We start from the raw sequence: 13,940 nt of genomic DNA on the forward strand, positions 1-13,940 counted from the left end.
TCTTGTGCATGATGACCGGGAAACGCCCCGAGAGCAACCGGTGGACGACCGGGCCGCCGGTCGCCCGGCCCGGTTGGCTGGGAGGAGGGTCACCGCTCGAAGGAGACGAACATGCGCGAGGTCGTCGTAGCCGACGCGAAGGAGCATCTCACCAGCCACGGATGGGCGTTGATACGGGGTCTTGACCTGGGCGCGGACGCCGGTGCCGCCGTGCTGGAGGTCGCCCGCCGTTTCGGCGTCCCCTCGGCCAGGGACGGAGGCCGCGAGGTCTGGGAGATCAGGCCCCGGCCCCGGCGCGAGGGGCCGCGCACCTTCTCCGAGCGGGCGGGGGCGGCGTCCTTCCACACCGACGCCCAGTATCACCGCAGGCCCGAGGACATCGTGTGCCTGGCCACGGTGAGACCGGCCGCGGACGGCGGGGAGACGCTGCTCCTCAGCGCGGGCTCGGCCGTCGGCGCCCTCCTGCGCCACGACGGCGGCAGGCGGGCCCTGGAGGTGCTGAGCCGGCCCGGCTGGTCGTGGACGGTCCCGGAGATCTTCGGCGGCCCGCCGCCGTCGGGCGCCCGGGCCGACACCTCACCCGACACTTCACCGGACGGCTCATCGGACGGCTCATCGGACGGCTCATCGGACGGTTCGGACGGCGGCTTCGACGGCGACGGTGACGATGACGGTGACGGCGACGGTGACGACGGCGGGGTCGCCGTGCTGCCGGGAGACGGCACCGTCCGGTGGCGGGCGGACAACGTCGCCGCCGGTGTCGGCAGGGCCCGCCGCCGGGCGGCCGCGCTGTTCGCCTCGTGCCTGGCCGGGAGCCGCGACGCCGTCCTCCTCCCGCAACGGCCGGGTGACCTGCTGGTCGTCGACAACCACCACGTCCTGCACGCCCGCACCTCCTTCCGCGACCCGCGCAGGCTGCTGCTGCGCGTGAGGCTGTGGGCGTCGTGACGCGCGAACTCCTCACCCGTGACCCCGGCGTGGCCCGTGCCTGGGCCCTCGCGGCCGCCGTCGCCGCCACACGTGTTCCGGCCCACGGGGCCGAGGCCGAGGCGTGGACCGTGCGGGGATGGGCCGAAGTCGCCCTGGGATGCGCGATCCTCGGTGTCCCGCGGGCCTTCGACGGCCTCGACGAGATCGTGACGGGGGCGGGCATCCGGTACGGCGGGCCGGCCGCCGCCAGACTGCGCGCGCTGCGCGCGACCCACGGCCCGGTTCCCGGCGGCTACCCCAGGTCGTCCCGCGGCCCGGTGGACGCCGTGTCCCCGGACGTCTGGCGGCTGTGCGCGCACCTGGCCGAGTTCTGCGACGCGGTCGCCGTCGGAGGAGGGGGCGGCTCCCGGACACGGGACTCGGCCGCCGCGCACCTGCGCTGGGGGGAGAGATACCGGCCCTCCCCCCGGCAAGGCCATCTGCTGCTGCGCGTCTCCTCCCGCCACGCCGGTACGGCCTGGCGCACCTGGATGCGGCTGCCGGGCCGGGACGGGCCGGTCGCCGTCCTCGCCGACATCCCGCGCAGGGCGCCGGAGGGGCAGCGCTGCGTGTGGCGGGGCATCCACGACGGAGCCCACCTCGACCATCTCGGCGCGGTGGGCGACGGCCCGTCCGTCGAGTTCGGGGCGGGCCTGCTCGACGCCGAGGCGTACGCGATGGCGGTGGAGATCCTCGCGCTCGTCGAGTGCGCCGGGAACGGCGAGCACGTCGCGGCGCGCTGGCTCAGGCGGGGACTGCTGGAACGGATCGGCCGTCTTCCCGGATTCGCCGCCACCCCCCTCGCCGGGGCCCGTCCCGCGCTGGAGGAGGCCCTCGGCTTCTCCTCTCCCGAACTGGAGGTGCTGCCATGTCTCGCGGCGGCCTACGTCACCGGACCGCTCGGGCTTCTCGCCGGGACGGCCCCGGACTCCGCGCTTCCGCCGTCGCTGCGCGCGGCGCTGCTGGCACGCTGGCGGACGGCGTGCGCGGCCTCGCCCGCCGCGGCCCGCCTGACGGAGCGGGCCCGGGAGAGCGCGCCGGCCACGGCCCGGCGGCCGGCGAGCACGCCGTTGAGATAGGCGCTGCCGTCGGCGCCGCCGAGATCGCGGCGCGCGTCCGTGCGGAGCAGCGCGCGCACCTCGCCGGGCTGCTCGACCGGCAGGAGAATCGCATCGGTGCAGGACGTCGCGCACCCATGAGGCCGGGATCGTGAGGCCGGGATCGTCACCCCGGGGACTACAACCGCCGCGCGCCGTGGCCGGAGAGGATTTCCAGCACCCTCTCGGTCACGTCCGGGCGCGGCACCGACAGGTGGATCGCCCAGCGCGGATGGCGGCCGAGGCTCTCGGCGATCGCCGTCCACAGCCAGTAGAGACCGGTTTCGAGGGACAGCCCGCCCCGGCCCGTGCCGATCAGCGGGAAGCACAGCGAGGACAGGGGAGGGGAGAAGTCCTCGCGTTCGGCGGTGGCCAGCCGGAAGACGCGGTGGACGGCCTCGCTCACGCTCCCGGGCTCCACCGCGTAGGCGTCGCGCCCGACGGCGGGGACCGCCACCGCGACGTGGTAGATCCGCCGCACGCCGTTGGCGGCCAGACCCCCTGGGCCGGTGGCGGCGACGGTGCCGGGGGCGACCGGCAGGCCGGCCCTGGCGTGGCGGCCCATCCACCGCAGCAGCTCCAGCTGGACGGTGTCCTCCACCATCTCGCCCGCGGCCCCCCTGCTGGCCCCGGCCCTGCGCAGCGCGGCCGACACCGACGACCTGAAGGTCTTCGACATCTCCATGTAGACGTTCTCCGGGGAGACGAGCACGTCGATTCCGGTGAGCTGCTCGATCGGCCGCGCGTGGACCGTCACCCGGACGTCGCCCGCGGCGTCGAGCAGCACCTGGGAGCGGGCGACGTATCTGGCGCGCGTGGGCGCGGGCCGCTCCCGCCTCTCGCAGAGACCGAGGATCTGCTCGGCGACCTGGGCGAGAACGACGCGCTCCTGGTGTTTGCGGAACCGCTCGACGCTCACGCCGTACACCCGGGCGGCCTGGCGGCGGCGGTCGGCCGCCTGCCAGTCCCGGGTGCCCTGCACGAGCCCGAAGGTGTAGGCGGCCGCGGTCTCCAGGCTGCCGCCGCCGAGGCCGGAGACCGCGTCGGCCAGCAGGCGTTCGACCGCGAAGCGGGACGGCTCGTCCGTGGCCAAGTGGATCCCGGCGGCCTCGGTGAGGGCGGCCAGCGGCGTCTCCCGGATCCGGACCAGGCCGCGTTCGCGCAGGACGCGCAGGTCCTCGACGAGGTCGTCATGGGAGAGGGGCCGGGAGGAGGGCCGGGAGGGGGACACGGACGGTTCCGTCACATGCGGAGGATGCCCGTCCCGGGGGAGCGTCAGTCACGAACCCGAGGAGTGAAGTTATATCAACTTGTAGCGGTTTCTCTGAGGAAAGTTGGCTATATTTTTTGAGGAGGATCCCCTTGAACCTAGAGCGGGGCGTTATGGGCACGATTGCGAGACTTCGGGGGAGTACAGCCAGCCGCTGGCGTGAGGAGCTGCTGCTCGGCACCCTCAAGGAGCGAGGTCACTGGCAGACCAAGGTTCACCACTACCGGGCGTTTCGCAGCCTGGCCGAGGCCGGCCACGTCACCACGAAGGAGAGCGTGGTCGAGGCGGCGGACAGCGCGATGAGCACCCTTTACACCGTCGCGGGCCCCAGTGCCCGGCATTCGCTGCTGTCCAGGTTCGAGCGGTCGCATCCCCAGCTCGCCGGGTGCTATCCGCAGAGCTGGGCCACCAGCAGGCTCGCCCACGAGACGGTCATGTGGAGGTTCTGGCCGCACCGGGAGACCTGGCTGCGGCGGCTGGAGGGCGCCCGGCGTGATCGGACGGCCGCGGCCGAACGGCTGATCCTCGTGCTCGCCGACTTCGCCGGGACGAACGGCGGCCTGATGCGGGCCGCGGAGCTGACCCCGCCGATCTGCGCGGTCGAGGACCTGCTCGTCCTCCTGGAGGGACGGATCACCCCGCCGGAGGCGTTCGCCCTCCTGCGCCGGGTGGTCGCCACGGCCGCCGGGGGACTGCACGTCTCGCCCGAGGTCGTGCTCGGCGAGATTCAGCGGGAGCTGTCGGAACGGGTGGCCGCGCTGGAGGAGGCGCCCCGCCCGCTGCCGACGCTGGCGGAGGCCGTCGCCGGCGTCCTGGCCGATCCCCACCTCGACGGGGACGAACTCCTGGCGGCCGTCGACCTTCTCCGGGTGGCCGGCGAGGCGCTGTGCGATCCGAGCGAACCACCGGGTTCCCCTGCCCCGTGACCACAGGAGGCCGACCGTGGCCGAAGAAGTCTCTCCCGACCTGGCCGCCCGGCTGAGGGCGGAGCTCTACACGATTCTCGACGGCGGCCCCACCGAACTCGACGAACTGCGCGAGACGGCCGTGACCAGACTCGGCGACCGCCACCAGACCTGCTTTCTCATCGCGGCCAAGTGCGAGCGGGCGCACAGCGGGCACCGCCCCGCCCACTGGTCGCTGGAGGCCTGGACCGAACTGCTCGCGAGCGCGAGGAACGTCCTCGCGCCGCTCGACCCGGTGCTGATGGAGATCGTCTCGGCCAGGAACCGATGGCTCGGCCGGCGGGCGGAGCCGGGGGACCCGGACGAGGCGGTGCGCTCGCAGGCCGCCGAACTGCGAAACCGGGAGACCGGGCTGAGGTCCGACGACCACTGGACCGGGGTCGCGCGGCTCGACCTGGCCGCCGCCCTGGTCGAGCGCGCGCGCCTCACGCGGGTCGCGGGGGACGGCGGCCCGCCGCCGGAGGCCGACCTCGGGCAGGCGTACGGCCTGGCCGACCAGGAGGTCACCCGGCGGGCCCGGCTGCACGGCGACGACCACCTGTTCACCTGGCGGGCCAGGGAGATGCGGGGGGCGGCGCTCGTGGGCCTCGCCGCCCACGGGGCCGACTCGCCCATCCGCCACGACCAGGCCATGAACGTGGCCGAGATGACACTCTCCTTCGTCACCGGCCGCCGTGCCCACTCCGACTCGCACCTCATGGGAGTCTGGCTGCTGCGCGCCGAGGCACTACTGCTGGCCGGGATGTTCCCCGCGGGCGAACGGGCGGGGCGCAAGGCGGTGGCGCTGGCCGCCGTACGGCCCGGCGACTGGTCCGGCGGTGTCGCCCCCGGGGGCCCGTGGCTGGCGCTGGCGGCGGCCCTGGCAGGGCGGGGGGACCTCGGCGGCGCACGCCTGGCCGCCGGGCGCGCCGTCAGGGAGAGGAACCGCTGGTTCCCGGTCGGCAGCCTGTATCGGGCCGAGGCGCGATGTCGGCTGGACTCCCTTGAGGACCGAACCGGGGGCTGAGTGCGTCACCCGGCGGATCGTCCGGCAGCGCGGCGCGGAGCCGGTGCGGGACGCCGTACAGGTCGCGACGGCGGCGTCCACGCCGTCGGGGGCGTTTTTCTCCCTGAAACAGGGCTCCATGGTTTCCGCGCCATTCCGTCAAAGGGAAACCGATGTTCGATCGTCTCCGCGGGGCCGTCACCGCCCGGGTCGCGTTTCGTGTCGCGACGGGAGACCCCTCCGCCATTCCGGTCGGTCGAGCCTGCGATGAAAGCGCGACGATCGTCCGCGGCCGCCCCGATCCCTTTCACGGCCGCTCCGTTGTTCTGGCGGGCGCCGCGCTTCACCGGCGCCGTTGTCGTGTGCTAGGGACGGACGCCGTGCCGGATTTTCTCATGGGGTCGGAACCGTCCGCCCGCACCGGGAATTCCGATCCCGCCCGGACGCTCGCCCGCCGCCCGCGACGCCGCCCGCGACGCCGCCCGGCGCGGGTCAGCGCCGCGGCCCGGAGCCGTCGTCCCCGCCGTCGCCGTCACGCGGGTCGCCGTCACGGGTGGCGCCGTCACGCGGGTCGTCGTAGTGCCCCCGCGGGGTGTGGGGGTACGGCCAGCCGTCGGCGTCGGCGTAGCGCCCGGGATTGGCGCGCAGGTCGTCCAGGGTGCTCCGGCGCCGCATCTCCTGGATCCTGGTCCGGACCTCGACCTCGTCCCTCACCTGGGCCTGCACCACCGAGGGCATGGCCCGGTCGCGCTCGGAGCGCAGCTGGTCGGCCGTGCTCGTGATCCGGTCGTTCTCGATGAGCGCGGCGACCTGTTCGTTGCGGATCCTCTCCCGCTGGACGCGGAGCACCTTGTCCTCCTCCATCCGCAGGATCTTCTCGTAGTTGTTGGGCTCGCCGAGCGTCTGCATGACCTTGACCAGCACCGGCATGCACTCCAGGGCCGTGATCAGCAGGAAGAGCAGCAGCCGGGTGGCGGCCAGCCCGCCGTTGCCGGCCGAGACCCTGCCCAGGGCCTCGATCCGCGCGAGCAGGCCCGCCTCGCCGTTCCTCTCGGTGAAGGCGGCCAGTTCCCCGTCCCGCTGCGCCCTCAGCTCCTTCAGGTTCGCCCTGACCGCCGAGAGCTTGGTCTTCGTGGCGCTGAGGGTGCTGCCGCGGCTCTGCCTGTCCAGCTTGCCGACCTCGCGCTGCCTGGCGGTGAGCTCGTCCTGTGCCATGGCCAGCCGTCTTTCGGCCTCGCGCAGTTTCCTGTCGTGCTCCCTGGCGATCGGGCCCTCACCGCGTTCCTTGCTGCCGCACGTCCCGTCCATCTCGCAGATCTTCTCGTCGCGGATTTCGTCGACCTGCCTCTGCCGGGCGTCGACGAGGGCGCGGAGCCGGACGACCTCGGGATCGGCTCCCGGGTCACCGCTCGCCCCGCCGGAGGCCAGGACCTTCTCCAGGGCCGTCTCCTGCCCGGTCAGCTCCCTGATCTGGACGGCCAGCTCGCTTCTGTCCTGAGCGGTCCGGAACGCCTGGTCCCGCTCCCGCTGCATCGTGGTCAGCCCGATCTGGATCTCCTTGTCGAAGATCTGCAGGACGAGCGGGGTCGAGATCACCACTCCGAACAGGGCCGCGAGCGCCAGGCGCGGCAGAATCGCGAAAAGCAGGTTCCTCCACCAGGCCCTCGACCGGTGGATCGAGGCCACCAGCCACCGGTCCAGATTCATGATCGCCAGGGCCCAGAGCAGGCCGAGCCCGATGCTCGCCGGCAGCGGCGCGTGAAGCGCCATGGTCAGGGCGAAGGCGAAGGACACCCCGGCCAGGACGGCGGTGGTCAGCACCGCGCCGCCGATGCCCTCGTACATGCCTCGGTCGCCCGGGGAGCGACGCAGGATCTCCGGGCGGGCGCCCGAAAGCCAGATCAGGAATCTGCGCATGATCGACACCCTTTCGCGGGGGCGGTAAACCATCCATGATGGTTTTCCCCTGCAAAATAACACCTTCTCCGGTCAATCATTCCTGCTGTTGTGAAACGTCTGGCCGGGCTCCATGATTTCGCCGCTTCCATGAAAGTCTGGAATTCCTGGAATTACGATGTCCGGGGTTCGGAGTGGCGTTTCCGACGGTTTTTCTGGCCCTTTCAAAAATAGGGTGTGTGCCATTAGTATGTGGTTCTGGCGGATGAAAGAGATCCGCGACCCCCGCATATCGAAGATCGATTTCAGGGGTTTTCGATACCTCTCTTTCAGGGGGTGATCATGTGATCGACGCAGGCTCCCGCCCGTTGGTCAATCTCGCGGCCACCGCCGTCGGCACCACGAGGCTGGGCCCGGGACGGCGGTCGGCCGCATGGGTCCAGGGCTGTCCCTTCCGCTGCCGGGGATGTGTGGCGCCCGAGTGGATCCCCCGGCGACCGGCCAGGCACCTTTCCCCCGAGGCCCTCGCCGGGGAACTGCTGGCCGATCCCGACGTCATGGGCTTCACCTTCTCCGGAGGCGAGCCCATGATCCAGGCGGCGGCACTGGCCGAGACGATGACGATCGCCCGCCGGACGAGGGACCTCTCGCTGATCTGCTTCACCGGGTACACCCTCGAGCGGCTCCGCTCGCGCCCGCCCTCGCCGGGCGTCGGCGCCCTGCTGGCACAGGTGGACGTGCTCATCGACGGCCGCTACGTGGACTCCCGCGACCGCGGCGTCGGCCTGCGCGGCAGCGACAACCAGCGTGTCCACCACCTGACCGGGCGGCTGGAGCACGTCGGTTACGACTTCGAACACGGGCCGAGGGGAGCGGACGTCCTGCTGAGCGGCACGACCGTGCAGGTCGTCGGGATTCCCCCCGCGGGCCTGCTACCGGCGCTCGGACTGCTCACCGGCCGTCCCGGGCGGCATGTTTCCACGATCTCGTCAGACGAGGGGCCACAGTGAGCTGCGAAGCGAAGGGGCACAGCGTGAGCGGAGTGAAGAGGATCTCGGTCGACCAGGGCGAATGGGCCCGGGTGCAGCGCGAGGCGGCCAGGTTCCGGGACGTCCGGCGCGACCTGCCCGAGATGATCTCCCGGGTCCGGCAGCAGAACCAGCGGGAGATCGAGCGGGCCTTCGGCGAGGTCGACCGCCGCCAGCGGGAGGTCGAGCAGGCGCTCGAAGGACTGAGCGACCGCGCGCGCGAGTTCGAGCGCGCGACCAACCGGCGGCTGCGCGAGCAGAGCGCCCGCATGCGGGAGGCGCTCCGCACGACCCGCGAGGAGATCCGCAGGGAGACCAGGGAACTCCTCGCCGAGCAGGAGCGTGCCCTGCGGTCGGAACTGCGCAGGGTGGACGAGGGGCTCGCCGCGCTCCGCGACGACAAGGCGCGGGAGTCCGAGGCGGCGCGGCGGACCCTGGCCGACGGACGGCTCATGCACGACGTCATCCGCGACCGCCTGCCGCACGAGCGTTTCGCCCCGGGCAGACTCGCGGATCTCGAGGCCAGGCTGGCCGCCGCGCAGGCTCACCTGGACGCCGGAATGGGCGGTCCCGCGCTGGCCGGCGCGCAGGAGGCATACCACCGGCTCCGCGAACTGCGCGTCGAGATCGAGCTGCGCGACCGGGAGTGGCGCGAGGCGCTCCTGGACGCCCGCGACTCCCTCACCACGGTCCGCGAGCGGATCAGGGCCAGCGTGCGGCTGCCGGTGTTCGCCGAGGACGGGACGGCGCTCGACGACATCGAGCTCGACGTCGACTTCTGGTCCAAGGGCGGCCTGTCCCGGCTCGGAGACGAGCTCGACGCCGCGCTGAACCGGGTCGCCGACGACGCGACCCCCCTCGACCTGGCCGAGCTGAGGAAGATCGCCGGTGAGCACGCCCCCGCGTTCGCCGAGCGCCTCACCGGGATCGTCGAGCGGGCGGACCTGGCGCTGCGCTCCTCCCAGGTGCGGGTCAACATCGCCGACCTGGTCGTGCGCACGCTCGACGAGGAGAGCGGATACTCCCTGGAGGACTCCACCTACGGCGGCGGCGACGAGCGCAACGCCTTCTACGCCAAGCTCAGGCACCCCAACGGCAGTGAGATCGTGGTGGACGTCTCACCCGAGTCCGACGACTCCGCCGACTGCGCGCTGCGGCTGCTGTCGTACGAGACGGACACCGCCAGCGACGACGAACGCTCGGAACGCGCCCACGTGATCGCCGACAGCCTCAAGTCGCGGGGACTGAAGGTGGAGACCCCGGTGGCCGAACGCGACGAGCCCGACCCCCGGCAGGCCGACTTCGACCTCCTGCGCGCCCAGAGCGGTCCCGGAACGGCCGGGCAGGCGTCCGGCCCCTCCGCCGCGGGCGCGCGGGCACAGGGGGCGGGCGGGTGAGCGAGAGGGTGAGCGACTCGCGGATCGTCTCGCGGATCACCGACAGGTTCGCCGGGGTCGACCTCGACGGTGCCCACCCCTTCGCCATCCTGTACGGCCCCGGCGTGGACGACCTCTTCGTCGGAGAGGACCACAGGACGCGCAACGTCCAGGAGGCCCTCTGGGAGATCCTGAGCGGGGCGGGCTTCGGGCGCATCGTCTTCAGCAAGCCCCGGGACCCGGTCTACTTCCTCGACCGGGCCTCGTGGCGCGCCTCGAAACCGCCGTCCGCGGCTCCCCGCCAGGCGGCGGCCCAGGGCGCCCGGCGGACGATGACCACCGGCCTGAGGGGGCCGATGGGCACGCGCGTCATCACCGAGATCGGCGCCCCCCGCCAGGACGAGACGGCGGGACCGCGCCGCGCGCTGGCCGACACGCACGCCCTCGTGCTGCTCGACCACTTCATGCGGCAGCGGGACGTCCGCACCGCCGTGGTGTTCCCGCACGCGGAGGAGACCCTGCGCCACTTCCGGGACAGCCCGGCGCTGGCCCGGGTCCTGCGCGGCTGGGCCGAGCCGCGCGACGGATCGGGCAACCTGTGCGTCCTGGTGTTCGGCGCCTACCTCCTGCAGGAGGTGCGGACCTTCGCCGAACAGCTCGGCGCGGTGCCGATGCTGCGCAACACGCTCAGCCCCGAACGCGAGCGGATCGCCCCGCGGGCCGCCGGCAGGCTGGGATTCCCCGGCGAGGCCGAGCTGACCAGGATGATCCACGTGCTCCGGGTGACGGAGGGGCTGGACCAGGGAGACTGGAACGTCCTGCCCGCCGTCGTGCGGGCCATGGCCGCCGAGCCCGCCGGTCTGCGCGTCTGGCAGGAGCGGATGCGCGCGCTGCTCCGGGACGGAGTCCCCCTGACGGGCGCGGAGCTGAGGCGCCGCGCGTGGGTCACCACGGCGGTCGGCGACGGACGCGACGCCTGGGAACGGCTGAACGAGCTGCCCGGCCTGGAGGCCGTGAAGGAGCACCTGGCCGCGCTGCGGCTGCGGGTGTGCGCGCAGGCGCGGCTGCGGGCGCAGGGACGCGCGGCCCGGGCCGAGGTCCCGGCGCACCACCTGGTCTTCGCGGGAAAGCCCGGGACCGGCAAGACCACGGTCGCCAGGCTCGTCGGCGACATGTACCGCGACCTCGGGGTGCTGCGCAGAGGCCACGTGGTCGAGGTGGGGGCGGCCGACCTCGTGGCGGGCTACGTCGGCCAGACGGGGCCCAGGACGAACGCCGCGATCGACGCGGCCCTGGACGGCGTGCTGTTCCTGGACGAGGCCTACCAGCTCAGCGACCAGAGCAACGGCTTCGGCCAGGAGGCCATCGACACCCTGCTGGCCAGGATGGAGAACGACCGCGACCGCCTGGTCGTGATCGTCGCGGGCTACGAGGAGAAGATGAACGAGTTCCTCGACGCCAACCAGGGACTGCGCAGCCGTTTCCCCAAGGCGAACGTGCTGCTCTTCCCCGACTACGAGCCCGCGACGCTCCAGGCCATCGCGCTGGCCGGTCTCGGTGACCGGGGGCTGCACTGGGGACCGGAGTTCGAGAAGAACCTGGCCAGGGCGGTCACGGGGCTGTTCGAGGTCCGTGAACGGGACTTCGGTAACGCCAGGGAGATGCGGGAACTCGCCGACGAGATCATGACCAACTGGGCGCTGCGCACGCGGGCGGACGTCGGGATGCCGCTGGAGGTGGCGGACCTGCCTCCCCGGTGCCGGGCGCACCTGGACGACGAGATCCCCGACCTGGCGTCCCTCATGGCCGACCTCAACGGCATGATCGGCCTGTCCTCGGTGAAGGAGGCCGTGGCGGGCCTGGTCGGCAGGCTCCGCCTGGAGCAGCGCAGGGGCCGGGGACGGGGCACCGTCACCCCGCCCCACCTGCTGTTCCTCGGGCCGCCCGGGACCGGCAAGACCACGGTGGCCAGGCTCGTCGGAGCGATGCTGCGGGCGCTCGGGCTCCTGCGCAAGGGGCATGTCGTCGAGGTCACCCGCCCCGACCTCGTCGCGGGCTACATCGGGCAGACCGCCCCCATGACCAAGGAACGCGTCGCCGAGGCGCTGGACGGCGTCCTGTTCATCGACGAGGCCTACAGCCTGGTCCGCGGCGGCCCGCAGGACTTCGGCGCCGAGGCCGTCGACACCCTCACCCGCGAGATGGAGCAGTACCGCGAGCGGCTGACCGTCATCGCCGCCGGCTACCCCGAGGACATGGAGCGCTTCCTGGAGGCGAACCAGGGCCTTCGGGACCGGTTCACCCACCACGTCTCCTTCCCCTCCTACACCGCCGGCGAGCTCGGGGAGATCTTCCTGGCCATGGCCCGCGCCCAGGGGTTCGCCGCGCCACCGGAGACGGTGCGACGGGCCGTGGCCGTCCTGGAGGACCGGCGCGCGGCCGGGCCCGGCGACTTCGCCAACGGCAGGGCCGTACGCAAGCTGCTCGAACAGACGAAAACCCGGCTCGCCGGCCGGGTCGTCGACCTGCCGGACGCCGATCTCGACACCCTGCTTCCCGAGGACGTGCCCGATGAGTTCAGGTGAGCAACAGGCCTGCCCGGTCTGCGGCGCCCCCGCGAGGGAGGATCCGTCGTGCGCCCGCTGCGGCCGGCAGCTGTCCGGCGGGTGGCGTCTGGGCGGGCTCGGGGAGCGGGACCGGGAGGAGTACGCGGCCGGCCTGCGCGCCGCGCGGGTGCGCTTCGACCTGGCGCCCGCGCTCAGGGCGGGGGAGGGGACGGGCCGCCCCGAACGCTTCGAGAGGTTCGTCCGCGACAGCCCGTCGGCCGCCGAGCGTGAGGAGGCCCGCCGCACGCTGTCCGGCAGGCGGGGCGCGGCCGTGACCGCCGACGAGCCGCTGACCCGGATGCTCGCCGAACTCGTCGACGGCGGCCTGGACCTGGTCAGGGTCGTGGAGTGCGGGGCCGACGGCCTCGACGTCGAGGAGGTGCGGGCCGACGAACTCGGCGCCCCCCGCCTTTCCCGCCGGATCGCCCGGCTCGGCTGGGAACGGGTCTTCACCGGCCTGTCCGCCGATCCCGACGAACGCAGGTTCCAGCTCGCCGGGGGATGGCGGGGCGCCGAACCGGCCCCCGACCTCGGCCTCCCGGAGGTGCCAGCCTCGCACGGCGCGCGGACCGGGACGCTCCTGGTCGACGGCGCGCCCGGCTGGCCGCTGCCCGCCCGCGCGCTGCGGGCACTGCGGGAGCGCCTCCCCGACGCGCGGGTCGCGGAGGGGGCGGTGGAGGTGCCCGCCCGCAGGCTGCTGTCCGTGCTCGTGTCGGAGGCCCCGCTGCGCCACGACTACCACCTGGTGCTGAGCGGCATCACCCCGTCGACCGGGGCCGTCCGGCTGTTCACCAGGAAGGTCTTCTCCGCGGGCGGCGACGGCGCGCGCCGGGTCGGCCTGCGGGTGCGCGGGCCGCGAGGACGTTTCCAGCGGCTCGCCCTCGCGGTCGTCGTCCCCGGGGGATCCACGCCCGGAAGCTGGCTCCCGGTGGCGGTGGGCGCGACGCGCCTGGAACCGGGGGCCCGCGCAGAGCTGCGCCTGCTGCTGCGCGGGCCCGGCCAGGTCGACATGGAGCTGACCGGAGGCGACGCGGTCGAGCCGGTCGAATGGGACACCCTGCTGGCGGCGCTCCCCGGCCGCCTCGACCCGAGCGGCCTGCCCTTCGACCTGATCTGCGCGGTCGAGCTCGGCGGCGCGGCCGGGCAGGTCGAGGCCAGGCTCCGCTGGACACGGGAGCTCCTCCAAGCCGTCGCCGGCACCGACACCGAGCCCGGCCACGGACGGGTCGCGGTGTTCGGCTACACCGACCACCTCTTCGAGCGGGGGGCGCGGAACCGGAGGGTGGTCCAGGGCGCGTGGCTGCGAACCCCGCGGGAGGCCCTGCACACCCTGGCGAAGCTCGAACCGTCCCCCGCGGTCTCCGCGGTGGCGCCGATCGAGGACATGCTGTACGAGCTGGTCCGGCGCCTGCCCGGCCGCGACCCCGGGCGCAGGCCGATCCTCGTCACCGTGGGCGAGCGCCAGCCCCACGTCGGCAGCCAGCGAGGGTCGGCCGTGGCCGACGCGCTGCCCTGCCCGTCCTTCAGGGACTGGCGGCGCCTGCTCGGCAGGTTCCAGGAGGAGCCCGGAGCGGCCGGAGTGGCCGTCGTCGGCGGTTCGCGGCGGGCGGGAGAGGCCTGGCACGAGATCGGCTTCACCCGGCTGACCCCGCTGGCGGAGACCGATGCCCACACCCTGGCCAAGGAGCTCGGGATGCTCTCGCCGCCCGCACACCCCTTTCTCTTCCCGACACCCGACACCGAATGAG

The 13,940-nt window shown here is 73.4% G+C and carries 10 protein-coding genes; 8 read left to right on the forward strand and 2 right to left on the reverse strand.

From position 1 onward, the window contains the following. Positions 1-111 precede the first annotated feature (111 nt). Positions 112-948, forward strand: a complete 837-nt coding sequence (locus AB0N02_RS18735; RefSeq protein WP_363947769.1) for a TauD/TfdA family dioxygenase — start codon at positions 112-114, stop codon at positions 946-948. Beyond that, entirely contained in the window at positions 945-2,048 is a 1,104-nt protein-coding gene (locus AB0N02_RS18740; RefSeq protein WP_363947771.1) for a hypothetical protein, read from the forward strand. Before AB0N02_RS18735 ends, AB0N02_RS18740 begins: the two co-directional genes overlap by 4 nt. Positions 2,049-2,205: 157 nt before the next feature. On the opposite strand, the gene AB0N02_RS18745 is transcribed toward AB0N02_RS18740, so the two are convergent. After that, a complete protein-coding gene (locus AB0N02_RS18745) occupies positions 2,206-3,312 on the reverse strand; it encodes a hypothetical protein (RefSeq protein ID WP_363947773.1) in 1,107 nt (368 codons plus the stop codon). Positions 3,313-3,428: 116 nt separating this feature from the next. On the opposite strand from AB0N02_RS18745, the gene AB0N02_RS18750 reads away from it, so the two are divergent. Continuing rightward, positions 3,429-4,262: a hypothetical protein gene (locus AB0N02_RS18750; RefSeq protein ID WP_363947776.1), complete on the forward strand. Its 834-nt coding sequence runs from the start codon at positions 3,429-3,431 to the stop codon at positions 4,260-4,262. 16 nt (positions 4,263-4,278) lie between these two features. Further along, a complete protein-coding gene (locus AB0N02_RS18755) occupies positions 4,279-5,307 on the forward strand; it encodes a hypothetical protein (protein WP_363947779.1) in 1,029 nt (342 codons plus the stop codon). Positions 5,308-5,778: 471 nt separating this feature from the next. Here AB0N02_RS18755 and AB0N02_RS18760 read toward each other — a convergent pair whose 3' ends face one another. Continuing rightward, a complete protein-coding gene (locus AB0N02_RS18760; RefSeq protein WP_363947781.1) occupies positions 5,779-7,203 on the reverse strand; it encodes a DUF4407 domain-containing protein in 1,425 nt (474 codons plus the stop codon). A 323-nt stretch (positions 7,204-7,526) separates the two neighbouring features. On the opposite strand from AB0N02_RS18760, the gene AB0N02_RS18765 reads away from it, so the two are divergent. The 4 genes from AB0N02_RS18765 to AB0N02_RS18780 are packed head-to-tail and all read left to right on the forward strand — an operon-like array spanning position 7,527 to position 13,939. Further along, positions 7,527-8,192, forward strand: coding sequence for a 4Fe-4S single cluster domain-containing protein (locus tag AB0N02_RS18765; RefSeq protein WP_363947784.1), 666 nt, complete (start codon positions 7,527-7,529; stop codon positions 8,190-8,192). A gap of 23 nt (positions 8,193-8,215) precedes the next feature. Then, a complete protein-coding gene (locus AB0N02_RS18770) occupies positions 8,216-9,607 on the forward strand; it encodes a hypothetical protein (RefSeq protein WP_363947787.1) in 1,392 nt (463 codons plus the stop codon). Continuing rightward, positions 9,604-12,171: an AAA family ATPase gene (locus AB0N02_RS18775; protein WP_363947790.1), complete on the forward strand. Its 2,568-nt coding sequence runs from the start codon at positions 9,604-9,606 to the stop codon at positions 12,169-12,171. The genes AB0N02_RS18770 and AB0N02_RS18775 overlap by 4 nt, the downstream gene beginning before the upstream one ends. Beyond that, the gene (locus tag AB0N02_RS18780) at positions 12,158-13,939 is read left to right on the forward strand and encodes a hypothetical protein (RefSeq protein WP_363947792.1); all 1,782 of its coding nucleotides are present in this window, start codon (positions 12,158-12,160) and stop codon (positions 13,937-13,939) included. Before AB0N02_RS18775 ends, AB0N02_RS18780 begins: the two co-directional genes overlap by 14 nt. Position 13,940 lies beyond the last annotated feature (1 nt).

The sequence above is a fragment of the Streptosporangium sp. NPDC051022 genome (genome assembly GCF_040683035.1).
Taxonomy (GTDB): Bacteria; Actinomycetota; Actinomycetes; order Streptosporangiales; family Streptosporangiaceae; genus Streptosporangium.

Bases quoted from the DNA above. Each gene is read 5' to 3' on its own strand.
- AB0N02_RS18760 (WP_363947781.1), bottom strand. From the start codon at position 7,203: ATGCGCAGATTCCTGATCTGGCTTTCGGGCGCCCGCCCGGAGATCCTG.
- AB0N02_RS18735 (WP_363947769.1), top strand. From the start codon at position 112: ATGCGCGAGGTCGTCGTAGCCGACGCGAAGGAGCATCTCACCAGCCAC.
- AB0N02_RS18780 (WP_363947792.1), top strand. From the start codon at position 12,158: ATGAGTTCAGGTGAGCAACAGGCCTGCCCGGTCTGCGGCGCCCCCGCG.